Here is a 23,455-nt window from a genome sequence, read left to right on the forward strand (position 1 = left end):
GGGCAGGTTTCAATTACTTGCGTGCGTCCTCCCAGGACTTGATCAGAGCGTCATAGCTGACGGTCTCGCCTTTGGGTTTCTCGTTAGCCAGTTTGGCTTTCGGAGAACCAGGCTGACTCAGCCAGTAGCTCGGGTCCTTCTTCTCGTTCAGCTTGGGACCGCACTCGCCCTGTACATTGGCGCGTTCGAGGCGCTGCAGTACTCGGTCTTGTGCTTCCGCCAAACCGTCCAAGGCTTGCTGCGGAGTTTTCTCGCCGTTGGCGGCCTCCGCGATGAACTGCCACCACAACTGGGCCAGTTTCGGATAGTCAGGTACGTTGGTGCCGGTAGGCGTCCACTGAGTACGGGCCGGGCTGCGATAGAACTCGACCAGGCCGCCCAGTTTCGGAGCGACAGTCGTCATGTCTTCAGACAGGATGTCGGACTCGCGGATAGGAGTCAGACCTACCAGGGTTTTCTTCAGAGAAACGGTTTTGGCTACGGTGAACTGTGCGTACAACCATGCCGCCAGACGACGATCATCCGGCGTGGACTTCAGGAAAGTCCAGGAACCGGTGTCCTGATAGCCCAGCTTCATGCCGTCTTCCCAGTAAGGTCCTCTGGGAGAGGGCGCCATCCGCCACTTTGGCGTGCCGTCTGCGTTGACCACTGGCAGACCTGGTTTGGTCATGTCCGCGGTAAATGCGGTGTACCAGAAGATCTGCTGTGCGACGTTGCCTTGCGCAGGAACCGGACCGGCTTCAGAGAAGGTCATGCCCTGTGCTTCAGGCGGCGCATACTTACGCAGCCAGTCCACGTATTTTGTGGTGGCGTATACCGCCGCCGGGCCGTTGGTGGCGCCGCCGCGCTCTACGCTGGAGCCCACTGGGCGACAACCGTCGACGCGAATACCCCATTCGTCAACAGGTACGCCGTTAGGCAGTCCTTTGTCGCCCGCACCCGCCATGGAGAACCAGGCGTCAGTGAAACGCCAGCCCAGGGAGGGGTCTTTCTTGCCATAATCCATGTGGCCGTAAACGCGCTGACCGTCGATGTTTTTGACCTTGTCGGTAAAGAACTCAGCGATGTCCTCATAGGCCGACCAGTTCTTGGGAACCCCCAGCTCATAGCCGTAGATTTCCTTGAACTTTTTCTTCAGGTCGTCGCGCTGGAACCAGTCATAGCGGAACCAGTACAAGTTGGCGAACTGCTGGTCTGGAAGCTGATAGATTTTACCGTCTGGCCCAGTGGTGAAGGACAGGCCGATGAAGTCCTGCAGATCCAGGGTCGGCAGAGTCAGGTCTTTGCCGTCGCCTTCCATCATGTCGGAGATGGGGACTACTTTTCCGTAGCGGAAGTGAGTGCCGATCAAGTCGGAATCGTTGATGTAACCATCATAGATGTTGCGGCCGGACTGCATCTGAGTCTGCAGTTTTTCGACCACGTCGCCTTCCTGAATCAGGTCGTGGTTAATCTTGATGCCGGTGATTTCATAAAATGCTTTCGCAAGTACTTTGGATTCGTACTCGTGCGTGGTGATGGTTTCGGAAGCAACGTTGATTTCCATACCGCGGAAACGTTTCGCCGCCTCGGTGAACCACGCCATTTCTTTCATCTGTTCTTCTTTCGACAGCGTTGAAGCGGTGAACTCGCTATCCACCCATTTCTTCGCTGCGTCACTATACTGGTCCGCCCAGCTCGCACTACTTGAGACCATCGCCACTGCCGCAGCTAAGCTGGCCAGCCGTAGCTTCATTGGTCCGGTGGGCAGTTTAACCTTATTATTTTTTTTCATGTCTACCTCTCTAATTGTTAGTTGGTTGGCTTCCCTGCAAAGTCCATTTGAATCCTTATGACGCAGGGGGCGGTTTACCCCCACCTCATTACAATTCCCATCCAAAGAAGGGAAATGATCGTCGCTATCCACACCGCCATACTGGTGAAGCCTACAAAGGCCAGGTGGATATAGGCGCTGCCGAGCAAACCGATGAAGAGGCGGTCGCCACGGGTGGTCAGAAGCGGCAGAAAACCTTTACGCTCAATACTTGGAGACTTCAGCTCCCAAACCGTCATCGCAATCAGGATGAGCACGATAGTGGTAAAGAAACTTGCAGTCGGTACAGTCCACGCCATCCAGTTCATACAAAACCCCCTTACACACGACCCAGAGCAAAGCCTTTGGCGACATGGTTACGCACGAACCAGATCACCAATACGCCAGGAACAATAGTGAGAACGCCTGCGGCTGCGAGCACGCCCCAGTCGATGCCGGATGCGGAGACGGTCCGCGTCATGACGGCTGCGATGGGTTTGGCGTCCACGGATGTCAGCGTCCGCGCCAAAAGCAGCTCCACCCATGAGAACATGAAGCAGAAGAATGCAGTGACGCCAATGCCGGAACGGATCATGGGGATGAAGATTTTGATGAAGAATTTCGGAAAACTGTACCCATCAATATAGGCGGTTTCGTCGATTTCGCGAGGCACCCCGCTCATAAAGCCTTCCAGAATCCACACAGCCAGAGGCACGTTGAACAAACAGTGCGCCAACGCGACGGCAAGGTGAGTGTCGAAAAGGCCGACTGAGGAATACAACTGGAAGAAAGGCAGCAGGAATACTGCCGGCGGCGCCATCCGGTTGGAGAGCAGCCAGAAGAACATGTGCTTGTCGCCGATGAACTTGTAGCGGCTGAAGGCGTAGGCCGCCGGCAGCGCGATCAACAGGCTCATGATCATGTTCAGAGAGACGTAGTAGATGGAGTTCACGTAGCCCATGTACCAGCTGGGATCCGTAAAAATCTTGATGTAGTTGTCAAAAGTGATGTCCTGCGGAAAAAGGCTCAATCCGCCCAGAATCTCCGCATTAGTCTTCAGAGACATATTGAGTAGCCAGTAGATCGGTAGCAGCACGAAGGCGATATAAGCCACCAATCCGAATTTGCTGCGACTGAACATAGACATTACCCCTTTGTTTGCTTTGGCGGAGTCCCTGGCGCCTGTTTCGGCGGCCACGTTGGCCGCCAGGTTTACGTTTTGTTGACTCATTACCTACTCCTCATTAGCGGTCGTCGCGGCTGATGTGCATGATGGTGGTGTAGAACAACCAGCAAACCAGCAGGATGATGAGGAAGTAGATCAGGGAGAACGCCGCCGCGGGTCCCAGGTCAAATTGTCCTACCGCCATTTTGGTCAACGACTGACTCAGGAAGGTGGTGGAGTTGCCAGGGCCGCCGCCGGTTAATACGAACGGCTCGGTGTAGATCATGAAAGAGTCCATGAACCGCAACAGCACGCCGATGATCAGTACGTTGGTGAGCTTCGGCAACTGGATGAAGCGGAACACCGCCCAGCGTGAAGCGCGGTCGATGCGCGCAGCCTGGTAATACACTTCAGGGATGGCGCGCAGGCCGGAGTAGCACAGCAGCGCCACCAGCGGAGTCCAGTGCCAGACGTCCATTAACAATACTGTCAGCCATGCGTCCACCGGGTCGCCGGCGTAGTTATAGTCGATGCCCATGGCGTTGACGCCCCAGCCGAACAGACCGATGTCGGCGCGTCCGAAAATCTGCCAGATGGTGCCTACCACGTTCCAGGGAATCAGCAGGGGCAGGGCGATGAGAATCAGGCTCAGGGAAGCGGCCTTACCTTTGGTCGGCATCAGCAGCGCCACGCCTACGCCTAAGGGAATCTCAATCAGCAGTACGGCGAAGGAAAACAGGAACTGACGCACCAAGGCGTCATGCAGACGGGCGTCGTTAAGCATTTGCTTGAACCACTCGACGCCGACGAAATAAGCGGTGTTCTGGTCAAAAATGTCCTGCACGGAATAGTTGACCACCGTCATCAGAGGAATGATGGCGGAGAAAGCTACAATCAGGAATACCGGTAATACCAGAAACCAGGCCTTATTGTTTTCTACCTTGTTCATTGGTCGCCCTCCAGCAGGAATTCATCCACATAGACCTTGAGCCACTGATCCGGGAAGCTGATGAAAGCGACGCCTTGCGGTACTTTCTGGTCTTCCTGCAGGCGCGCTTTCATTTCCACGCCGCCGAGGTAAAAGGTCATGATTTTGTAGGTGCCCAGATCTTCCACAAACCTGACGTTGACCTGCATGGCTTCGTCGTTGGCTTCATCCCAGACATGGACGAACTCGGGGCGGATGCCGATTTTGATGTTGGTGCTGCGGATCTGTTTCAGGCGCTCCATCAGCTTCGGCCGCAAGGGCAGTTCGACGCCGCCGAACGTGGCGCCGTTTTCCGTCAGCTCTACGCTGACCAGGTTCATGCCTGGGCTGCCGATAAAAAAGCCGACAAAGGTGTGGTTAGGCGCCTCAAACAGGTCACGGGGCGTGCCGAACTGCACGATCTGGCCTTCATACATCACCGCGATTTTGTCGGCGAAAGTGGACGCCTCCAACTGATCGTGGGTGACGTACACCATGGTGATATTGAACTGCTCGTGAATCTGCTTCAGCTTACGGCGCAGCTTCCACTTCAAGTGCGGGTCAATAACCGTCAAGGGTTCGTCGAACAGGATGGCGGATACATCGTCCCGCACCAGCCCGCGTCCCATGGAGACTTTCTGTTTCTCGTCCGCGGTCAGGCCCTTGGCTTTTTTATCCAGCAATGGGGTCAGATCCAGAATGGACGCGATCTCATGAACTTTGCTTTTGACCTTGTGTTCCGGCGTTTTCACGTTGCGTAGGGGAAACGCCAGGTTATCGAACACGGTCATGGTGTCGTAAATCACCGGGAACTGGAAAACCTGGGCGATGTTACGGGCTTCCGGCGGCAGCGTGTTAACGCGTTTGCCGTCGAACAGCACGTCGCCATCGGAAGGCGCCAGCAGTCCGGAAATAATGTTCAACAGGGTGCTCTTGCCGCAGCCGGAAGGGCCTAACAGCGCGAAAGCGCCCCCTTGCTCCCAGACGTGGTCCATCTTGCGGATGGCGTAGTCGTCGTCGCTTTGGGGAACTGGCGCATAGGAGTGCGCCAACTGAGATAGTCTGATTTCTGCCATGGCTTAAACTCCAACGCGTCTTACCGGCGCTTGCACCAGATGTCCGCTCATATCGAACGCATACAATTTATGAGTGGGGAAATAGATATTGATGCTCTCATCCACGTCGTATGCGTGTACGCCGGACAGGTGCATCACCAGGCTCATATGATCGTTGCGAACATGCAGGAAGGTCTCAGATCCACTGATTTCAGCCAGATCGACATTGACGGATAACTCCAGGTCATCGTCGTTCTGCGGCACCAGCCCGATATGGGAGGCTCTGACGCCGAATTTGTAGCGCCCTGGTTTCAGGGTGCGCAAATCCTGATTCAGCGGGAAATGAACCGTTTCGTCGAAGGTGACTTCTTCGTCGGTCACCAAGCCTTCCACCACGTTGATAGGCGGCTCGCTGAACATTTCGGCAGTGAGAATATCCTGCGGACGATGGTAAACTTCCGCGGTCGGACCGTGTTGGAGAACACGCCCTTCATGAATAACTGTCGTCGTGCCGCCCAGAGCCAGGGCTTCGTTGGGCTCAGTGGTGGCGTAGACAGCGATGGTGTTGCGCTCTTTGAACAGCTCCCGCAATTCCTGACGCAGCTCTTCACGCAGCTTGTAGTCCAGGTTCACCAGCGGCTCGTCAAACAGAACCATGGTGGCGTCCTTAACCAGGGCGCGGGCCATCGCCGTGCGCTGCTGCTGACCGCCGGAAAGCGCCAGAGGCAGCCGGTCCAGGTAGGGCTCAATGTGCAACATCGACGCCGTCTCACGCACCCGCTCCTTGATTTTCGCTTCGCTCATATTGGCGAGACGCAAAGGAGACGCGATGTTTTCGTAGACGGTCAGGTTGGGGTAGTTGATGAACTGCTGGTAGACCATGGAGATATTGCGGTCTTTTACCGGCACGCCGGTAACGTCTACGCCGTTCATGAGGATTTTGCCGCTGCTGGGTTTATCCAACCCCGCCATCAAACGCATGAGGGTGGTTTTACCGGCGAGGGTGCGGCCTAGGAGTACGTTGAAGGAACCGGGTTTCAATGTGAGGTTCACATCGTTAATCCAGGTTTCGCCGTCAACAATACGACTGACATTTCTAAGCTCAAGGGACATCTTGCTAATCCCACCTTTGTTCTTGTTTGAATATGTTCGTAAATGTTCTTTTGAACAATTTGTTTTTTTCGAGTAGGTATATATACAAACATCGGGCCAACTTTTTTGCAAATCGGCCGTTTGTCGCTGGCTGAACAAAATTGATAGGAATAACAATGAGTTGTAGAGGCAAACGCCGCCGCTGAGAAAGAAAGGTAACGCTTGGACAACAATTTTCCATTTCGAAAAGTGTTGACAACTGTTCACACTTAACAACAATGATTGAACAGGTTGACTGTTTTGTGAACAGTTGAACACTGTCCTGAACACCGATTTGAACACTCATGCGAGCTCATCATTCAGAAAGACGAGGGTCCTATGGACTCAGATGAAAATAAAAACGCATCAGTCTTCGCCGCTGAGGTGACGACGCGCAGTCATAAGGAATTGATCGAAGATTCCTGGCGCCGTTGCAAGGAGTACGGGCTGACTCATAACAGCGTTCCTCAATATGGCGTGCTGGGACGAGGGGGCGTCTCAGCGCTGTTGGAAGAACATCAGTTATTGGTGAACACCACACAGAAAGAGGTGTTGCCTTACTACGACCATATTCTGTCCAACTCCAACTGTTTGATTGTACTGGCGGATCGCCGCGGCCATGTGTTGAACACCTGGGGCGAACAGCGCTTTACGCCATTGGAGTGCGCGCATGGTCTGGTGGTGGGTAATCGCTGGACGGAGATGGGGGCGGGCACTAACGCCATTGGCACCGCGATCGCCACGGGCGCGGCGGTGCAGGTGGGCAGGGATGAACATTTTCTTCGCGCCAATCGTTTCATGGTCGGCTCCGCGGCGCCGATATTCAACACCCAGAAAGAAATGGTGGGCGTGTTGGACATTTCCTCTGACGCTTATCTGCCTCAAGACCATACCCTGGGGATGGTCAAGCTGATGACCCTGAGTGTGGAGAATCGGTTGATTCACAACGCCTTCCAGCGCGAACACCTGTTGATCACCTTCAATACGAATATCGCTGCGTTGGAAAGCCCGTGGTCAGGTTTGGTCGTGATCGATGAAGACGGTCGCATTATTTCCGCCAACCGTCGTGCAGAAGTGATGCTGGCGCATGATCTGGCCCTGGCGAACATCGAAGACATCTTCAATTGCAAGCTGAGGGAACTGCGGCATCATCCAGAGGGAATGCCGATGGAGGTATCCGCGTTGGGCAAGTATCGCATGCACCTGATGATCAAACGTCCTCCACAGGCGGCGATTATCGCTCCGGATTATCGTAAGAAGGAAAAGCCCGCGCCGGTAATAGTGGAAGAAGAACTGCCGGACGACGTCATTCCCTTCCAGGAACTGGAACATGGCGATGAACGGGTGGCGCGGATGGCGAAACAGGCCAACCGCATCATGGAAAAAGACATTCCCATTCTGATCCATGGCGAGACCGGCAGCGGCAAAGAAATTTTTGTACGTTCACTGCATTACCACAGCTCCCGCAAGGCGTTTCCGCTGGTGGCGGTGAACTGCGCGGCCATTCCGGCGGAGCTGGTGGAGTCTGAATTGTTCGGATATGAAAAAGGCGCATTTACCGGCGCCAGCAACAAGGGCTCCATTGGATTGATCCGCAAGGCGCACCGAGGCACATTGTTTTTGGATGAAATTGGCGAAATGCCCCTCAAAGTGCAAGCCCGTCTGCTACGAGTGTTGCAGGAACGCTGTGTTACGCCGCTGGGCTCCACAGAAACCTTTCCAGTGGACATCAAGTTGATTTCCGCCACCAATCGAGTGCTGAAAGAAGAAGTCAAACGGGGCGCGTTTAGGGAAGACCTGTATTATCGTATTTCCGGCCTTAATCTGGAGTTGCCGCCATTACGGGAGCGCGCGGATAAAGCCAAGCTCATCGAGTACGTGCATGGCAGGCTGACTCGCAGCGCGGGAGAAACCTATCATCCATTGAGCGCTGACGTGCTCGCTATGCTGGCGGATCATCCCTGGCCCGGCAACGTGCGCCAGTTGATAAGCATTTTAAGCGTGGCGCTGGCCATGGCGGATGGCGATCCGATCGAAGACTGGCATATTCCTGATGATTTTTATGATGACCTCAATGGCATCGGACTGGCGGAGCCCAATGGAGATAGTCTGGGCGAAGACGCGGATGGTTTTGGTGACGGACCGGCGATACGCAATCCGAAAGAAGAATTGGAAGCGAAAATCGTAAGGTTATATCGAGAATACGGCGGCAACGTCAGCCAGACCGCCAAAGCGGCGGGCGTCAGTCGCAACACCGTGTATAAATACATCCGCTAGGCTGCGCCCGGCGGATGTTGTCACAGGAAGTTATTTCTTGTGCGCGGCCTTGGCCATATTGCGCACGCCTTCCACGGAGTTAAGCCAGCCTTTATAAAGGCGATCGGCAACCGCTTCTTCCATGTTTGGCGGGAACGTCTTTTCGCATTGCCAGAGCTCCTGCACCTCCTCCAGTGACGAGTAAACGCCAGCCTTCAGGCCAGCCAGAAACGCCGCGCCCAAGGCGGTTGTCTCGGTGACGAAGGGACGATCTACGCGTACGTCCAAAATATCCGCGAGGAACTGCATAGCCCAGTCGTTCACCACCATTCCGCCGTCCACGCGTAATGCAGCCAGATTTTCCACGCCATCCGACTTCATCGCTTCAAGCAAGTCGCGAGTCTGATAAGCCACGGACTGTAGGCCCGCCGTGACAATCTCGGCGATGCCGGTGTCCCGGGTCAGGCCGACGATGGCGCCGCGAGCATTGGGCTCCCAATAGGGGGCGCCGAGGCCAGTAAATGCAGGAACCAGATATACGGAATGGTCCGGTCCGACTTGTTCCGCATGTCCCAAACTTTCACCAGCGCTTTTCAACAGACTGATGCCATCGCGTAGCCATTGCATGGTGGCGCCGGCCATAAAGATGCTGCCCTCAATGGCGTAAGTGGGTTTTCCATTAAGCCGGTAACCTACAGTGGTGAGCAGCTTATTATTGGACTCCAGAGGCGCATCGCCGGTGTTCATGATCATGAAACAACCGGTGCCGTATGTGCTTTTGCACATGCCCGGCGCGAAGCAGGCCTGGCCAAACAAGGCCGCCTGTTGGTCGCCGGCGACGCCAGTGATGGGGACTTCCGACCCGAGGAAACGATGCTCCGTCATACCGAAATCGTCAGAGCTGTCTTTCACCACCGGCAGCATGTTGCTGGGCACATTAAGCATATCCAGCAGCTCATCATCCCATTGTTGGCTGTGTATATTGAAAAGAAGCGTGCGGGAAGCATTGGTGGCGTCAGTGGCGTGTACAGAGCCTCCGGTCATCTTCCAGATAAGGAAGGTATCGACAGTGCCGAACAAAAGATCGCCCCGTTCGGCTTTCTCCCGCGCACCCTCCACATTGTCGAGAATCCAACGGATCTTGGTGCCGGAAAAATAAGGATCGAGCAACAGTCCGGTTTTCTCGCGCACCATGGGCTCTCGACCGTTTTCATACAACTCTGCGCAGAAAGCGGAGGTGCGGCGGTCCTGCCAGACGATGGCGTTATAAATGGGCTCGCCGGTATGACGGTCCCACACCACCGTGGTTTCCCGTTGGTTGGTGATGCCGATGCAGGTAATGTCGCGGCCGGAGATGCCGGCCTCTTTCATCACGGCGCTGCAAACGCGTTTGACGGTGTCCCACAAATCATGCGGGTTGTGTTCCACCCAGCCGTCATTTGGGAAATGCTGGGCGAATTCTTGTTGCACGCTGAATGCGGGCAGGCCTTCACGGGTAAACAGAATGGCGCGGCTGCTTGTCGTGCCTTGATCGATTGCTAATATGTACTTGCTCACAGTCGTCGTTCTCATGTTTGGCTACGGCGACGCAAGCCAGTCTGGAAATCAACACCCGGTCGCCGCAGTCTGCTTATTATTGTTCAATACCCTTTCGGTCGCTTGCGTTACTTTCCGTCAGTTCCGTTTATCCGCTCTGTTTGACCTCCCGCTCATGCGCTCGCTTGCATGGGCTGATAAGGTTCAGCGGCTCGGGGGCGGCTGCCCGCGAGGTATTCCGCCAGGGCGGCCTGTTGATCTTCATTGAGGAACAGACCCATCTTGGTGCGGCGCCACAGGATATCGTCAGCGTTCATCGCAAACTCATACTCTAGCAGATAGTCCACCTCTTTTTGGAAAAAGCCTTCCCCGAACTTCTGGCCCATATCCGTTTCTGATTGCGCGTCTTTCAGGAACAATTCACAGCGGCTGCCATAAGTTGTGGCGAAGCGTTTTGCCGTGCGGGCGGTGAGGAACGGATAGCGATTCTGCAGCCCCTGGCTGTAGTTAGTCACTGTGCCGGGGAGGTCGCCGCCAGGCAATACGCTGTCTGCAGTCCACGGCGCGCCCATTTGTGGGTAGAACGGCTTGAGCGTTCTCAGGGCCGACTCCGCCAGTTTACGATACGTGGTCAGCTTGCCGCCGAAAATAGAGAGCAGCGGCAGTTCGCCTTCGGTTTCCAACTCGACTGTATAATCGCGAGTGATCGCCTGGGCGGAATCGGACTCGTCATCGCACAGGGGACGGACGCCCGCATAGGTCCACACTACGTCGGCCGGGGAAATCTGTTTTTTGAAGTGAGCGTTCACTACGTCGCAAAGGTAATCAATTTCTTCGTTTGAAATGGCGACAGTTTCCGGGGCGTCTTTATGCTCCACATCCGTGGTGCCGACAATGGAAAACTCATCCAGATAAGGAATCACGAACACGATGCGCCCGTCTTCGTTCTGCAGAATGTAGGCTTCATCTTCATTGTGCAGCTTTGGAACCACCATATGGCTGCCTTTGATCAGACGAATTCCGCGTGGACTGCTGCGGTGCATTTCTTTGGTCAGCAGTGTTTTAACCCAGGGGCCGGCGGCGTTTACCAGACCTTTGGCTTTCAGGGTGTATTCTTCACCGGTGACTTCATTACGCAATTGAACATGCCACAGGCCTTTTTCCTGGGATACGCCCACGCATTTGGTCTGCACGAAAACATCTCCGCCCAGTGAACGGAATTGCATGGCGTTCAACACCACCAGGCGCGCGTCGTCCACCCAGCAGTCAGAATACTCAAAGCCTTTGGTGATTTCCTGCTTCAAGGCTGCGCCAGGTTGATTGAAACGAATGAATTTGCTGCCTGGAAGAATGTCGCGTTTGCCCAGCATGTCATACAGGAAAAGTCCGATTCGAATCATCCAGGCGGGACGCAGGTGAGGGCGATGAGGCAGGCGGAACCGCATGGGTTTCACGATATGGGGCGCCTTACGGTAGACCGTTTCGCGTTCGTTCAGCGCTTCCTTAACTAAGCGGAACTCGTAATGCTCCAGGTAGCGTAGGCCACCATGAATCAATTTGCTGCTGGCGGAAGAGGTGGCCCATGCGAGATCGCGCATTTCCACCAAAGCGGTTTGCAATCCGCGGCCCTGGGCGTCTACGGCGACGCCGACGCCATTGATGCCTCCGCCGATCACGAGAAGATCGTAAATTTTCTCACTCATTATTCGGAACCTTTCCATGCGGTTAAAAATTGACTAAAGTTTAAACGAAAGAAAAAAGAAAATAAAAGGAAAATTTACGAATTATTTTGTGAGAGTTTCTAAATATTTTCTGCTTTATTGAGCGGCATGATGAAGCGAAATGAAAATAAATTATTAAATTCAGCAAGTTAGTTGTAACCTGGAAGACTGACTATGGATTGCTTCAAGGAAGAGAAAACAAAATGTCAGGTGGATAGCTGGAAGTGGAGTTATAGCGCATTAGCGGCGGGCTGGGAGCAATGCGGAGAGAAAAGAAAAAAAACGAAGATAGATCTGTGAGAGACAAGGTCAGTGACGGTAAGCGGGCGTTCCCTTGCCCATTTCAGGATGCTGCTAGGGCGTGCAGATATGCAGGCGTACGTCGTGGTTCTTCATCATGGCCTCTATTTCTTCACTGGGACGCTGGTCGGTGAAGAACATATTGGCCTGGGTGATGCTGCCAAGGCGCACCATAGCTCTGCGACCGAACTTGGAATGGTCCGCCGCCAGAAACACATGTCGGCTTTGTTGGATGATCGCCTGGGCGACGCGGACCTCACGGTAGTCGTAGTCCAGCAAGGCGCCGTCTTCGTCAATGGCGCTGATGCCGATGATGCCGAAGTCCAGGCGAAACTGTTGTACGAAGTCCATGGTGGCTTCACCCACAATTCCGCCGTCCCGCGCCCGGACCTCGCCAGAGGTGACGATCACGCGAAAATCCTCTTTTTGGCTCATCATGCTGGCGACATGCAGATTGTTGGTTACTACCTGCAATCCCTTGTGATTCATCAAGGCCTTGGCGATGGTTTCGGTGGTGGTGCCGATATTAATGAACATACTGCTGTGATCAGGAACATGCAGCGCAATTTCCCGGGCGATGGCTTCCTTTTCCTCCAGATTGCGGATTTGGCGGTCCTGATAGGACAGGTTTTCCGTAGACGTAATGGAGGTGGCGCCGCCGTGGAAGCGTTGGATCAGGTTGTAATCCGCCAGCAGGTTAAGATCCCGCCGCAGGGTTTGCGGCGTGACGTCGAAGGCCTCCACCAGTTCGTCTATGGTGGCGACGCCGTTTTTTTCGATGAGCTTGAGAATCGCGGTTTGCCGCGCATTTAAAGGCTTGTCAGCGGACATGTTCGTTTTATTTTCGTGCGCAAATGATAAAACGAAATGTTAGTAGAAAAATACCCAGGGTGAAACCAGTAATAGTACTTCCCTTAAAAGGGCGGGATTTCTTATCCGGACAATAGGTTAAGGACAAATCTCGCCTGCGCGTTGGCCTGGGCGCGGATGGCGATCTGAGCTTGCGTGAGTATTTTTTGTGTCGCCAGATTAGCGCTTTCTGCGGCGATATCCGTATCTGCGATGCGACTGCGCGCCTCTGTCGCATTAAGATGTGCGGTTTCCAGTTCGCGTATGCCAGCCTCGAAACGGTTCGACAAGGCGCCGAATTGCGCCGCCCGATCGACTGTCGCTTGCAGGCTGTCGTCAATGACGGACACTGCGCTGATAGCGCCCTGCTGGCTGGAGATATCCAGGCTGTCCAAACCGAAGTTGTTCAACTCCTGCACCAGATTTCGGCCTTCCAGAACGATCTGTTCACCGCCTTCCGCGCCAGCCTGGAAGCGGTGTTCGTCACTCGAATCGAATAGTTTGACGCCGTTGAAGCTGGACTGCTTCAGCAACTGACGCGTACTTTCCAGAATCTGCGCGGCTTCCTGCTGCAAGGCGGCGCGGTCGCTGTCGTTGTATACCCCGTTGCTGGCTTGAAGGGCGAGTTGACGGATGCGCTGTAGATTTTCGGTCACCTGGCCCAATGAACCCTGAGCTGTCTGGGAGAGGGAAATGCCATCGCCGGCGTTGCGAATAGCGGCGGAAAAGCCGTTGATTCGGCTGCTAATGCGGGTGGCGATGGACAGACCGGCGGGGTCGTCAGCCGCGCTGTTAATACGCGAACCGGAACTGATGCGGGCGAAGCTCCGCTGAATTTGCGCGTCGTTCGGCGAAGGTAGCGCCGGACCGTTAATCGTGATCGCCATGAAGTACCTCTATAATCCATAGCCTTAGGCCATTTTAGATCAATAAATAATCAATTGCGATCAACTTATATCGCTACGAACCGCGCCTCCATGCGCGCGCAGCTTTCTTTTCCGTTTCTGCGCGTCATCGCTTAGACTTTGTGCTTTAAGGTTTTAATGAAGAGAAATAGCCATGCGTATATGGGTAGACGCCGATGCATGCCCGAACGTCATCAAAGAGATTCTGTTCCGGGCGGCGGAAAGGGTGAAAGTTCCCCTGATCCTGGTGGCCAATCAGCCCCTTAAGACGCCGCCGTCGCAATATATCCGCAGTTTGCAGGTGGCGCCGGGATTTGACGTGGCGGATAACCATATCGTGCAGAATGTCGAGCAGGGTGAACTGGTGATCACCGCCGACATTCCCCTGGCGGCGGAAGTGATAGACAAAGGCGCCCATGCGCTGAACCCCAGGGGCGAGTTTTATAGTAAGGAAAACATTCGCCAGCGTCTGATGATGCGAGACTTCATGGAAACCATGCGCAGCAGCGGCGAGCATACAGGCGGTCCCGCCGCGTTCAATCATGGCGACCGCATGGAGTTCGCCAATCAACTGGATCGCTTTCTGGCGAAAGCGAGTAAGTCCTGACCAGGCGACGGATTACGCCGTCGCCTCAGTTCCGCCCGCCGCCTCACATAGCTCGGCCATGCGCTCCGCAGCGGCGTCACTGCCAAGTTTTCCTTGCCATTCTATATAGCGGGAACAAACCGCCGCTACCTCCACTCGTCCTCGTAACTGGCGCAAATCCTCTGCGCTGCGCACGCCGAAACCGACTGCGAGAGGCAGATCTGTATAGCGCTTGAGCCGCGCTATATAGTCGTCGAACTCGGCGTCCCAGCGGGTCTGCGAGCCAGTGACGCCGGTGCGCGCCACGACATACACCATGCCTCGGGCGGCGGCGCTGATTCGTTGCAGGCGCTCGGGGGGCGTCACGGGCGTCACCATCATGATCGGCGCCAAATTAAGCTTATCTAGCAGCGGCAGGTGCGGCTCCAGGGCTTCCACAGGCAGATCGGGGATAATCAACCCTTTTACGCCGGCTTCGGCCGCATCGGTGAATAAGCGGTCAAGTCCATAGCGGTAGAGAGGGTTGAGGTAGCTCATCAATAGAAAGCTCACCTGTGGATGACGTCGTGAGACTTGCGCCGCCAACGCCAGCGCCTGCTTGACGCCGCCGCCGTTCTTGAGTGCGACATGGCAGGCGTGAGCCAGCGTCGGGCCGTCCGCCACCGGGTCGCTGAACGGAATTTGCAGCTCGATCATTTTCACCCCTGCGGCGACCAATGCGTCAATCGCAGGCAGATTGGCCTCAAGCGAGGGATAACCCACCACCGCATGGGACATGACTAACAGCTCTTCTGAATTTTTTTCAGGCAACATTGTTGGCGTTCTCCCCTTGCGTTGTTTGAGTTGTGAAATCCGGTTGGCGAGCCAGCTCGCGTTGCAGGAAGGCGGACCAATCTGGATGAGGGAAAGCGCGGGCCACATTGAAAATATCTTTGTCGCCGCGCCCGCTTAAATTAATCACCACATGTTCGTTGGGCGACATCTGAGCCGCGCGTCGGAACCCGCCCGCCAATGCATGGGAGGATTCCAGCGCCGGGATGATGCCTTCGTGGCGCAGTAATGTCTCAAACGCCGTCAGGGCTTCTTCGTCGGTTGCGGAATCCGGCGTTAATCGCCCGCGTTGGGCGAGGTCCGCCAGAATTGGCGATACGCCGACATAGTCTAGTCCCGCCGCCACGCTGTGCGTGTGCCCAAGTTGCCCGTCGGCGTTCTGTAAGAAGAGCGTTTTGAAGCCCTGGGCAATGCCGTCTTCGCCGGTTCCTTCCTGAAGACGAATGGAGTGCTGGCCCTCTTCGCGGCTGCGTCCGCCGGCTTCCACGCCTATCAACTCAACGTCACTTTGGTCGATATAGGGCGCGAACGCGCCGAGGGCGTTACTGCCGCCGCCGACGCAGGCAACGACGCTGTCAGGATTACGACCGATTTGGGCTAAAGCCTGCTGCTGTAATTCTTTGCCGATAATACTCTGGAAATACGCGACCAACTCCGGGAAAGGCGCGGGTCCACAGGCGGTGCCGAGCACGTAGTGGGTGTCTTCGAAACTGGCGGCCCAGTCCCGCAACGCTTCGTCCATGGCTTCTTTCAGGGTGCGAGCGCCAGTGGAGACGGGAACCACCTCTGCGCCCAGGCGACGCATCCAGAACACATTGCCATATTGACGCTCAATGTCGTCCGCCCCCATATAAATACGGCATTCCAGGCCCAGCCGTGCAGCCATGATCGCCGTGGCCAATCCATGCTGACCGGCCCCGGTTTCTGCGATCACCCTGCGTTTGCCCATGCGCCGGACCAAGAGGCCTTGGCCCAGTACGTTATTCACTTTGTGGGCGCCGGAGTGATTGAGGTCTTCCCGTTTTAACCAGATCTGCGCGCCGCCAATCGCCTGAGACAGGCGTTCGCAGGGAGTGAGAGGCGTGGGCCTGCCGCTGAAGTGTTGCGCCAGAGTCTGATATTCTCGCCAGAAGTCAGGATCGTCGCGCAAACTGAAAAATAGGCGTTCCAGCTCCATCAGAGCGGGCGTCAGTATTTCCGGGGCGTAGCGGCCGCCGAAGCTGCCGAACATACCGTTGTTGCTGCGGATCATGGCGATTTTCTCCTGTATTATTCGGGCCCATGAGGCATAATGGAAACAACTCAAATTAAACTAAACTGTTTAGTTAAAATAAAGTGAAATTCTAAGCATGGCAAGAGCATCGAAGCGAGATTTTATTGTTGAGACGGCGACAGGGATTTTTCTGGAGCAGGGTTTCAAGGGGACATCGATCGATATGGTGGTCAATGCCTGCAAAGTATCAAAGCCAACGGTATACAACCATTTTCCCGACAAATCCCAGCTCATTGACGCCGTTATCGACGATTGGCTCAGAGCGCAAAAACCCGTTATGCGTTCATGTGGCGGCGAGTTGGACCTATGGCGTGCGTTAACCGAAAACTGGTGGCGTGAGGAAACGATCGCCATGTACCGGTTGGTCATCGGCGAAGGCTGGCGCTTTGAGGCGGCTGCACAGCGATTTTGGCGTGAATATGATGCTAAATGGCGCGAATATGTAGAAAAATGCGGGAATAAGCTAGATCTATCTCCGGACGAAATTACCTTGCTGCAGGCCAGAGTCAGCCATGAGCTGTGGACGCGGCTCAGCGAGGGAGGAAAGCGGTCATGAAGATATTGCTGACCGGCGCCGGCGGTTTCATCGCCAGCGTCGTTCTGGAAAAACTGCTGGAACAGGGATGCCAGGTGGTGGCGGTGGCGCGGCGGCGCGCGAATATTCCCGTAACCGAGGCCGTCAGTTTTATCCAGGCGGATTTGCAGAATCTCACCCGAATGGAAGACTGGTCCCCCATGCTGCGCGGCGTGGACGCTGTCATTAACTGTGCAGGCATCCTGCGGGAGATGCGCAAAGGCGACTTCGATTTAGTGCACTTCGAAGCGCCGAAAGCCTTGGCGGAAGCCTGCATACAGAACGGTGTGGAGCGATTTGTGCAGATCTCCGCCTTGGGAACGGAGCAGGATGGCGGCTTTATCACCTCCAAGCACAAGTTTGATGAATATCTGTTGCGGGCGCTGCCGACGGCGGTGGTGCTGCGGCCATCCGTGGTGTTGTCAGAGAGAGGTTCATACGGCGGCACCTCTTTGTTGCGGGCCTTGGCGGCTCTACCTGGGGTGCTGTTCGTTCCTGGCGATGGCGACCAGAAGATTCAGCCGATCCTGCTGGAGGATCTGGCGTGTTTGGTCGCACAGGCGGCGACTGGCGCCAGCGATGCGCAGAGTCTGGAGCAAACCAGCGGTGTGGCGTACACCGTCGGGCCGGAAGTCGTTACGCTGAAAGAGTATCTTACTTTGATGAGGCGATGGCTGAAGTTTCCCGACGCGCAGATAGTTTCGGCGCCTCTTTCGTTGGTGGGTGCGGCGGTATGGATTGGACGTCGACTGGGGGCCGGGCCGCTTAACGATACAGTGTGGGGCATGTTGCAGCGAGGCAACTATGCCGAGTCGGGAGCCTATGAACGCTCCTGTGAAAAATTCGACTATGCGCCGCGCTCCGTAAAGGGATATCTACAAACGTCGGCCAGTTTTGTGCAGGATCGTTGGCATGCCAGACTTTACCTGTTGCGGGAGCCAATATGGCTGACGCTGGTCGTCGTGTGGTTGCTGTCAGGCATTGCGGGGTTCGCCGCTCAACCCGAGACATTCTCGCCTATATTGAAGACGATGGGCTTACCCGAATTCCTATGGCTTCCTATGGTCTGGTTCACCAGCGCAGTGGACCTCGCGCTGGGGGCGTTTTTGCTGAGCCGTCGTCATATGGCGTTGGCGGGAAAACTGATGTTGGCGTGCACGCTGGGATATACGCTGGCTCTGGGACTGCTGGCGCCGTCCGTATGGCTGGAGCCTCTGGGCGGTTTGTTGAAGAATTTGCCGCTACTGTGCCTGCTGAGCGTATTTCTGGCGGTGGAAAAGCTGCGTTGAAAGAGGCGTTGTCGTATGGAGTGGTATCCCCTGGTCAAACTGATTCATATCCTTTCCTCCACCTTGCTGTTTGGTACGGGACTGGGAACGGCGTTTTACATGTGGCGAGCGGATTGTACCGGCGATGTGCGGGTCATCGCCGTAGTGGCTCGAAACGTGGTGCTGGCGGACTGGTTGTTCACCACTCCGGCGGTGATTATCCAGCCGCTCACCGGCTTCTTGATGCTGCATTGGCTTAATATTCCCTACAGCACCCCCTGGATATGGATGAGTCTGGCGTTGTTCGTCCTGGTGGGCCTGTGTTGGCTACCTGTGGTCTGGCTGCAGATAAAGGTCGCCCGTGGAGCGGAAACGGCGGTGCGAGAGGGGACCAGTTTCAATTATCCCCACCGCGTTTACATGCGTATCTGGTATGCGCTGGGTTGGCCGGCGTTTATCGCCGTTATGGGGATTTTCTATCTGATGGTGACCAAACAAGGCTGGTGACAAGGCGTTTGCAGGTTCGGACGTAATAAAAATAAAAAGGGAGCATTTGCGGTCATCCGCGTGGGTAAATAATACGGAACCTCCGGATATCGGTCTGATCTTTGCTAAGCTTTTGAAAAGAGTGGAATTATCATTTTACCCCGTTACAATTGCGATGAGGCTGGGGACATCTTCCAATAGTTGAGGATGGCGCGAAGGAACGGTTCCAGCAGTCAGCTTCTTGTTAATAGTGAGGCGCATGGATGCGCCTGCGCGGCGCTTAGCCGCGGGAGACAGAACCTGACATGTGCAGGTCCTGTCGTTGCAGACAAATAGAAGGAGGCTATTTGTCTGCCTGGTTAATGAAACATGATGTCGGTCAGATGGGGACGCGAACGGCGACGGCCCGGAGACCGGGGAGAAAGGAAATCTCTCCCTGTGGGATGCGCACGCATTATTGTGACCGCCCACTGAGCAGTGACGAATGAGTTGTTAACGCAGTAATGGATGCGACGACCCGGTCCAGGTTAGTAGTTCGCAGTCTGCGGTTTACGTTCCCTTTGTAGATGGTTGGATATCTCCAACGCGTCTTACCGATGATGTCATATCACAACAAGAAGGGAATGATTTATGAACATGGATCAGGAGAAGTCAGGTGAACGTCTGGCTTTGAGGAAGGTTGTCGGCGCTTTTTTTATCACCGCCATGATATCCGCACCGGCGCTCGCCGCAGACCTTGTCTGCGCTTATGGCGACGGCCAGACTTTTCTCAAATGGAATGAAATCAACGATCCCAGCGTCCGCTATCAGGTATATCGGGGAACGCAGCCGTTTCAGGTGGATCAAGCTTCACAGACCGTATTGGTGGGAGACGCCGAGCTGCTCGGCGATGCCGCATTCGCTTCAGGGTTGAATAAGCGAAGGTCGGGACGACCGTTCCTGACGCCGTTCTTTCCGATGACCAAAGGCGAAGGCCTGTATGTGCACACGATCAGGCAGGATACCGCCACCGCTTACTATGCCGTATTTCCCAATCGCGGCGGTCAGCGTCTGGAGTCCGTAGAGGAGGTCTCTTTCGGTTGCGCGGTCAGCAATGAAAGAGTGGCGAAAACCGTCCCTTTTCTGCAGGAGAACGCAGGCGGCGTGCAATATTTCACTCATTGGGGCGCGCATTATGACACCGCCGCGCAGAAAGCCTTCTCCAACACGCCCAGTTATCCGTTCACTTTTGGCATAGAAGGCGATCTCAGCAAGCCAGACCAACCCTTGTTTGTCGGCTTTCACCCTCGACGTGCGGACCCGGCCAAGACCCCTGAGTTTGAGGTGAAACCTGGCGCTTTTGACAACCCTGCTGAAGACGAGATCGTTTATTATCCGGAGAACTTCAACACCAATCTTCTCGACGCCTGTGGCGGAGACGCAACTCAGCCTTCCTGCGAAAGAGGGCCGGTGGAGTTTGTGAATGACTTTTGGTATGGCTATCCGGATCGTCTGGGCATACGTAATTGCAGCGCCAAAGAGTTGCCCCGCAATAGCAACGGACAAGTGATTATCCGCGATTACAGCCGACAACGGGTGCTGCATATCATCAGCTGGCTGAAGGGACGGCTGATCAAAGTAGGTGAGGAGTTGAAGCCGGTCATTGATCCCAATCGGGTGTATGCCGGAGGTTATTCCATGGGCGGCATCGGCGCATTGTTCACTGCGGTGGCGTCGCCGGAAATCTTCGCGGCGGTTATGGCCAGCGCGCCTAAATTTAACTTCGCCGCATCTTACAGTGAACAGAGCGATCAGTGGGACATAGGCGAAACTGAGCGCTGCTACGGCGATCATTTATGGGGCGATATACCGTCCAGTACGGTGTTTGTAGACACAGAAGGCGTATGGATCTACGACCGCCTGAACCTGAGCTATCTGGTGGATCACGCCCGGGCTGACTTACCGATTATGTATGTCATCAACGGTAAGAACGACAATGTCGTCAGCTGGGATGAAAAACCGGAGTTCTACCATACGATGGAAACCAACAAGCAGTTGGGCTATTTCTTTTGGGACCAGCGCGTTAAGGGCGGTAAAGCCCATACGCCAGTGGGCGGCGAGTGGGACCCCATGATCGATTTCTCCACGATATACGCCTATCGCAAGAATCAAAGTTATCCGGTGTTCACTAATGTACAGGGCGCGGATGATCCTGGCTCCGGTTCGCCAATGGACGGCGACGCAGTGGGCGTTCTCAATGGGTATTTGACGTGGGAGACGCATACGATCGTCGACACGCCAGTGCGTTTTCGCATGACGCTAAAGCTGCGTAGTCTGCGTAAGTGCGTACGTTTCAACCCGGAGAGGGAGTGCCTGCAGATGGGCAGAGCCCATGCGCCCTCAGATGTTGTGACGGCGGATGTCAGCCTGCGTGGTTTGCAGAGCTTTGTCGCGGAACCGAAAGGCGTTTATCTGTATAAAGCCACTAATCCGGACAATCCCTCTGAAATTTATCAGAGCGGGCTGGCGAAAGCGGATCCAAATGGCTTGATTACCATCGAAGGGCTGCAGATTCGCGACGCCGGCGTCACTCTGTTCCTTGGTAAGGCTGAAGAGGCCGTCGCCCGGTCTTAGGTCTTAACTACCCCCCTCTCTTAACGTCGCCGTATTGCGGCGGCGTTAACTCCGACGCTTTCTATTTTCAGTTGCACCTGGTCTGAGGACTTTGTAAGGTCGGCGCTGTAATTCTGCTTCGCGACTTGGCTATCGCTAGTGAAGCCCTCCATATGTAATCAGGAACGACTTGTGAAAAAGAAACGTGCGCTGTTAATTCTATTGGGACTGTCCATTGTCTGGATGGCGGCGCCGGAGTCTCCGACCATACCGGTGCAGGGAGCGACCAGCAAAGACTGGAACGCCAATACATTTTGGTATGAACCCTGGGGGAGATCTGGGGTGCACAAAGGAATAGATATCTTCGCCGATGCGGGAACGCCAGTGGTGTCTCCTACTTATGGCGTCGTGGTGTTTCGCGGCGAGCTCGGCATAGGCGGGAAAGTCGTGGCGGTGCTGGGGCCGAAATGGCGCATACACTACTTCGCGCATCTCAAGGATCAGGCGGTATATCCCGGCTATCTGGTGCGAACGGGAACGCCGGTAGGAACTGTGGGAGATACCGGCAACGCAAAAGGCAAGCCGCCGCATTTGCACTACTCGGCCGTGACGCTGCTTCCTTACCCATGGCGAGCGGACGACGCCACCCAAGGCTGGAAGAAAATGTTTTTCCTTGATCCCAATGAAGTCTTGGATGTGAAGTGAGGCTGTCGCCTACGAGAGAGGAAAGAGAGAAAGCGCCTGGGAGGCAGGCGCTTTGAAGGACGGGATTACAATACCCAGTTCAACTGTACGGAGTACAGGTTGGCGTCGCCTTCGGAAGAGCCGTTGAACTCACCCAAAGTGGACTCTTCAGACAGGTAAACCTTGTCGCCATTCAGGTGAGTGTAACCTGCGTCTACGCTGATATTGGCGTTAACTTTATAGGTGGCGCCGATGCTGTACCACATACGGTCCGCGTCAGGAATGCTCAGGCTGCGATTCTCTTCCGCTACGGGCGTTTCGTCCAGCGCCAGACCTGCTCTCAAGGTCAGGTTATTGTCGACATTGTAAGTTGCGCCAATCGCATAGCGGATAGAGTCGTCCCAGTTTTCTTGTTTCAGTACCTGATCAAGACCGCTGTTCAGTTTAACTTCCAGTTTGTCGAAGTGTTCCCAACCCATATAAGTAACGCTGGCATGCACAGCCAGTTGGTCATTAATGCGTTGGAATAAGGACAACTCGGTGATGTCGGGCAGATCCACCGTTAATGAGCCGCTGTCGTTAAATGCGGCGATAGTGTCTGATTTGATATCGCCTTCCAGCTTAATGGAAAGTTTGGAGCGATATGACAGTCCCAAGCGGGTGTCCTGGCTTAGGTTCCATAGTACGCCTGCGTTCCAGCCCCAGGTGTCGCCATCGCCGGAAAGGTCGACGTTCTTGGCTCTAGCCAGAGGGCCAGTGCTATCAGGCATTGTGGATAAAAGCTCCGCCTCAGCTCTTACGTAGTTAATACCCAAGCCCAAGCTGAATTGGTCGTTAAGTTTATAAGCGACACTGGGGTTGATATTGACGGTTGTAATGCTGGTTTTGTTGGCGATGTCGCTTGCCCCGTAGTCATTGCCGTAGTCAGTTTCCAGACCAAAGTTGGAAAATGCGCCAATGCCGACGGTTACCTGATCATTTAAGGGGTGTACATAATAAACAGCGGGAACCAGCGCGCTTGGGGCGGCGCTGTCTTTACCCGCATCCAGATTGGGCAAGGGACCTATATTGCGAGTGCCATCAACCTCGACGTTAGGATCGATAAAACTCAATGCGCCGCTGAACGTGCTTTTTTCGATCAGCGACATTGCCGCCGGATTGGCCGCCAGGACGCTGGCGTCATCGGCGATTGCTGCTTCGCCGGCGTAGGCCCGGCCCATACCTGACGCGCTGTGCTCCACAAGTTGGAAACCTGCCGCCAGGGCGGAATTACTCAGCGCCAGCGCTGCGCCAGTCACTAGAGATCTTACTACTTTATCTTGAAAGTGCTTCATCAATTTCCACGCTTTTTTTAGATTTTTTACGATGTCGTGTAACGGGCGATATACCCGTCTCTTGAAAAGAGAGGATACAGGGTAGGCGTGAGGCTCGCTTCCGCCAATTGGCGTAAATTACTGTCGTTGTTTGTTTTTTAGACTTTCTGC

The 23,455-nt window shown here is 54.9% G+C and carries 20 protein-coding genes; 7 read left to right on the top strand and 13 right to left on the bottom strand.

The genetic code is table 11. The annotated features are described in order from the left end of the window. Positions 1 to 13: 13 nt before the first annotated feature. The 6 genes from O5O45_RS25695 to O5O45_RS25720 all read right to left on the bottom strand — a co-directional run bounded on the left by O5O45_RS25695 (position 14) and on the right by O5O45_RS25720 (position 6,092). Positions 14 to 1,774: an ABC transporter substrate-binding protein gene (locus O5O45_RS25695; protein ID WP_305902161.1), complete on the bottom strand. Its 1,761-nt coding sequence runs from the start codon at positions 1,772 to 1,774 to the stop codon at positions 14 to 16. A 74-nt stretch (positions 1,775 to 1,848) separates the two neighbouring features. Continuing rightward, entirely contained in the window at positions 1,849 to 2,121 is a 273-nt protein-coding gene (locus tag O5O45_RS25700; RefSeq protein WP_305902162.1) for a DUF2160 domain-containing protein, read from the bottom strand. An 11-nt stretch (positions 2,122 to 2,132) separates the two neighbouring features. Beyond that, positions 2,133 to 2,939, bottom strand: coding sequence for a carbohydrate ABC transporter permease (locus O5O45_RS25705; RefSeq protein ID WP_253938299.1), 807 nt, complete (start codon positions 2,937 to 2,939; stop codon positions 2,133 to 2,135). 97 nt (positions 2,940 to 3,036) lie between these two features. Then, entirely contained in the window at positions 3,037 to 3,906 is an 870-nt protein-coding gene (locus tag O5O45_RS25710) for a carbohydrate ABC transporter permease (protein WP_305902163.1), read from the bottom strand. Then, positions 3,903 to 5,000: an ABC transporter ATP-binding protein gene (locus O5O45_RS25715; protein ID WP_305902164.1), complete on the bottom strand. Its 1,098-nt coding sequence runs from the start codon at positions 4,998 to 5,000 to the stop codon at positions 3,903 to 3,905. Before O5O45_RS25715 ends, O5O45_RS25710 begins: the two co-directional genes overlap by 4 nt. A 3-nt stretch (positions 5,001 to 5,003) precedes the next feature. Beyond that, on the bottom strand, positions 5,004 to 6,092 hold the full coding sequence (locus tag O5O45_RS25720; RefSeq protein ID WP_305902165.1) for an ABC transporter ATP-binding protein: 1,089 nt from the start codon (positions 6,090 to 6,092) through the stop codon (positions 5,004 to 5,006). A 357-nt stretch (positions 6,093 to 6,449) separates the two neighbouring features. Here O5O45_RS25720 and O5O45_RS25725 point away from each other — a divergent pair, with 357 nt between their 5' ends. Then, positions 6,450 to 8,387 carry a sigma-54-dependent Fis family transcriptional regulator gene (locus O5O45_RS25725; protein ID WP_305902166.1) on the top strand — a complete coding sequence of 646 codons (1,938 nt, stop codon included), beginning with the start codon at positions 6,450 to 6,452 and terminating at the stop codon, positions 8,385 to 8,387. Positions 8,388 to 8,417: 30 nt separating this feature from the next. Here the strand turns inward: O5O45_RS25725 and glpK are convergent, their stop codons facing one another. The 4 genes from glpK to O5O45_RS25745 form a co-directional block, all read right to left on the bottom strand. Beyond that, entirely contained in the window at positions 8,418 to 9,923 is a 1,506-nt protein-coding gene (gene glpK / locus O5O45_RS25730) for a glycerol kinase GlpK (RefSeq protein WP_305902167.1), read from the bottom strand. A 152-nt stretch (positions 9,924 to 10,075) separates the two neighbouring features. Continuing rightward, positions 10,076 to 11,605, bottom strand: coding sequence for a glycerol-3-phosphate dehydrogenase (glpD, locus tag O5O45_RS25735; protein ID WP_305902168.1), 1,530 nt, complete (start codon positions 11,603 to 11,605; stop codon positions 10,076 to 10,078). A gap of 372 nt (positions 11,606 to 11,977) precedes the next feature. After that, positions 11,978 to 12,754, bottom strand: coding sequence for a DeoR/GlpR family transcriptional regulator (locus O5O45_RS25740; protein WP_305902169.1), 777 nt, complete (start codon positions 12,752 to 12,754; stop codon positions 11,978 to 11,980). Positions 12,755 to 12,855: 101 nt separating this feature from the next. Next, on the bottom strand, positions 12,856 to 13,659 hold the full coding sequence (locus O5O45_RS25745) for a flagellin N-terminal helical domain-containing protein (RefSeq protein WP_305902170.1): 804 nt from the start codon (positions 13,657 to 13,659) through the stop codon (positions 12,856 to 12,858). Between the two features lie 172 nt (positions 13,660 to 13,831). Here O5O45_RS25745 and O5O45_RS25750 point away from each other — a divergent pair, with 172 nt between their 5' ends. Then, on the top strand, positions 13,832 to 14,284 hold the full coding sequence (locus O5O45_RS25750) for a YaiI/YqxD family protein (protein WP_305902171.1): 453 nt from the start codon (positions 13,832 to 13,834) through the stop codon (positions 14,282 to 14,284). A gap of 12 nt (positions 14,285 to 14,296) precedes the next feature. On the opposite strand, the gene trpA is transcribed toward O5O45_RS25750, so the two are convergent. After that, positions 14,297 to 15,076, bottom strand: coding sequence for a tryptophan synthase subunit alpha (gene trpA / locus O5O45_RS25755; RefSeq protein ID WP_305902172.1), 780 nt, complete (start codon positions 15,074 to 15,076; stop codon positions 14,297 to 14,299). After that, positions 15,066 to 16,346: a tryptophan synthase subunit beta gene (gene trpB, locus O5O45_RS25760; RefSeq protein ID WP_305902173.1), complete on the bottom strand. Its 1,281-nt coding sequence runs from the start codon at positions 16,344 to 16,346 to the stop codon at positions 15,066 to 15,068. Before trpB ends, trpA begins: the two co-directional genes overlap by 11 nt. A gap of 97 nt (positions 16,347 to 16,443) precedes the next feature. Here trpB and O5O45_RS25765 point away from each other — a divergent pair, with 97 nt between their 5' ends. The 5 genes from O5O45_RS25765 (at position 16,444) to O5O45_RS25785 (ending at position 21,992) form a co-directional block, all read left to right on the top strand. Beyond that, positions 16,444 to 16,923 (top strand): TetR/AcrR family transcriptional regulator, encoded by a 480-nt coding sequence (locus tag O5O45_RS25765; protein WP_305902174.1) that lies wholly within the window; start codon positions 16,444 to 16,446, stop codon positions 16,921 to 16,923. After that, positions 16,920 to 18,230, top strand: a complete 1,311-nt coding sequence (locus O5O45_RS25770; RefSeq protein ID WP_305902175.1) for an NAD(P)H-binding protein — start codon at positions 16,920 to 16,922, stop codon at positions 18,228 to 18,230. The genes O5O45_RS25765 and O5O45_RS25770 overlap by 4 nt, the downstream gene beginning before the upstream one ends. A gap of 15 nt (positions 18,231 to 18,245) precedes the next feature. Next, positions 18,246 to 18,716 (top strand): DUF2269 family protein, encoded by a 471-nt coding sequence (locus O5O45_RS25775; protein WP_305902176.1) that lies wholly within the window; start codon positions 18,246 to 18,248, stop codon positions 18,714 to 18,716. A gap of 609 nt (positions 18,717 to 19,325) precedes the next feature. Next, complete coding sequence (locus O5O45_RS25780; protein WP_305902177.1) at positions 19,326 to 21,308, top strand: alpha/beta hydrolase family protein; 1,983 nt, start codon at positions 19,326 to 19,328, stop codon at positions 21,306 to 21,308. A 171-nt stretch (positions 21,309 to 21,479) separates the two neighbouring features. Beyond that, positions 21,480 to 21,992: a M23 family metallopeptidase gene (locus O5O45_RS25785; RefSeq protein ID WP_305902178.1), complete on the top strand. Its 513-nt coding sequence runs from the start codon at positions 21,480 to 21,482 to the stop codon at positions 21,990 to 21,992. Between the two features lie 65 nt (positions 21,993 to 22,057). Here O5O45_RS25785 and O5O45_RS25790 read toward each other — a convergent pair whose 3' ends face one another. Further along, complete coding sequence (locus tag O5O45_RS25790) at positions 22,058 to 23,305, bottom strand: OmpP1/FadL family transporter (RefSeq protein ID WP_305902179.1); 1,248 nt, start codon at positions 23,303 to 23,305, stop codon at positions 22,058 to 22,060. Positions 23,306 to 23,455: the final 150 nt, after the last annotated feature.

Source organism: Hahella sp. HNIBRBA332 (assembly GCF_030719035.1).
Lineage (GTDB): Bacteria > Pseudomonadota > Gammaproteobacteria > Pseudomonadales > Oleiphilaceae > Hahella.

Coding starts and splice junctions, on each gene's coding strand:
- O5O45_RS25695 (WP_305902161.1), bottom strand. CDS start 1,774: ATGAAAAAAAATAATAAGGTTAAACTGCCCACCGGACCAATGAAGCTA.
- O5O45_RS25700 (WP_305902162.1), bottom strand. CDS start 2,121: ATGAACTGGATGGCGTGGACTGTACCGACTGCAAGTTTCTTTACCACT.
- O5O45_RS25705 (WP_253938299.1), bottom strand. CDS start 2,939: ATGTCTATGTTCAGTCGCAGCAAATTCGGATTGGTGGCTTATATCGCC.
- O5O45_RS25710 (WP_305902163.1), bottom strand. CDS start 3,906: ATGAACAAGGTAGAAAACAATAAGGCCTGGTTTCTGGTATTACCGGTA.
- O5O45_RS25715 (WP_305902164.1), bottom strand. CDS start 5,000: ATGGCAGAAATCAGACTATCTCAGTTGGCGCACTCCTATGCGCCAGTT.
- O5O45_RS25720 (WP_305902165.1), bottom strand. CDS start 6,092: ATGTCCCTTGAGCTTAGAAATGTCAGTCGTATTGTTGACGGCGAAACC.
- O5O45_RS25725 (WP_305902166.1), top strand. CDS start 6,450: ATGGACTCAGATGAAAATAAAAACGCATCAGTCTTCGCCGCTGAGGTG.
- glpD (WP_305902168.1), bottom strand. CDS start 11,605: ATGAGTGAGAAAATTTACGATCTTCTCGTGATCGGCGGAGGCATCAAT.
- O5O45_RS25740 (WP_305902169.1), bottom strand. CDS start 12,754: ATGTCCGCTGACAAGCCTTTAAATGCGCGGCAAACCGCGATTCTCAAG.
- O5O45_RS25745 (WP_305902170.1), bottom strand. CDS start 13,659: ATGGCGATCACGATTAACGGTCCGGCGCTACCTTCGCCGAACGACGCG.
- O5O45_RS25750 (WP_305902171.1), top strand. CDS start 13,832: ATGCGTATATGGGTAGACGCCGATGCATGCCCGAACGTCATCAAAGAG.
- trpA (WP_305902172.1), bottom strand. CDS start 15,076: ATGTTGCCTGAAAAAAATTCAGAAGAGCTGTTAGTCATGTCCCATGCG.
- trpB (WP_305902173.1), bottom strand. CDS start 16,346: ATGATCCGCAGCAACAACGGTATGTTCGGCAGCTTCGGCGGCCGCTAC.
- O5O45_RS25765 (WP_305902174.1), top strand. CDS start 16,444: ATGGCAAGAGCATCGAAGCGAGATTTTATTGTTGAGACGGCGACAGGG.
- O5O45_RS25770 (WP_305902175.1), top strand. CDS start 16,920: ATGAAGATATTGCTGACCGGCGCCGGCGGTTTCATCGCCAGCGTCGTT.
- O5O45_RS25775 (WP_305902176.1), top strand. CDS start 18,246: ATGGAGTGGTATCCCCTGGTCAAACTGATTCATATCCTTTCCTCCACC.
- O5O45_RS25780 (WP_305902177.1), top strand. CDS start 19,326: ATGAACATGGATCAGGAGAAGTCAGGTGAACGTCTGGCTTTGAGGAAG.
- O5O45_RS25790 (WP_305902179.1), bottom strand. CDS start 23,305: ATGAAGCACTTTCAAGATAAAGTAGTAAGATCTCTAGTGACTGGCGCA.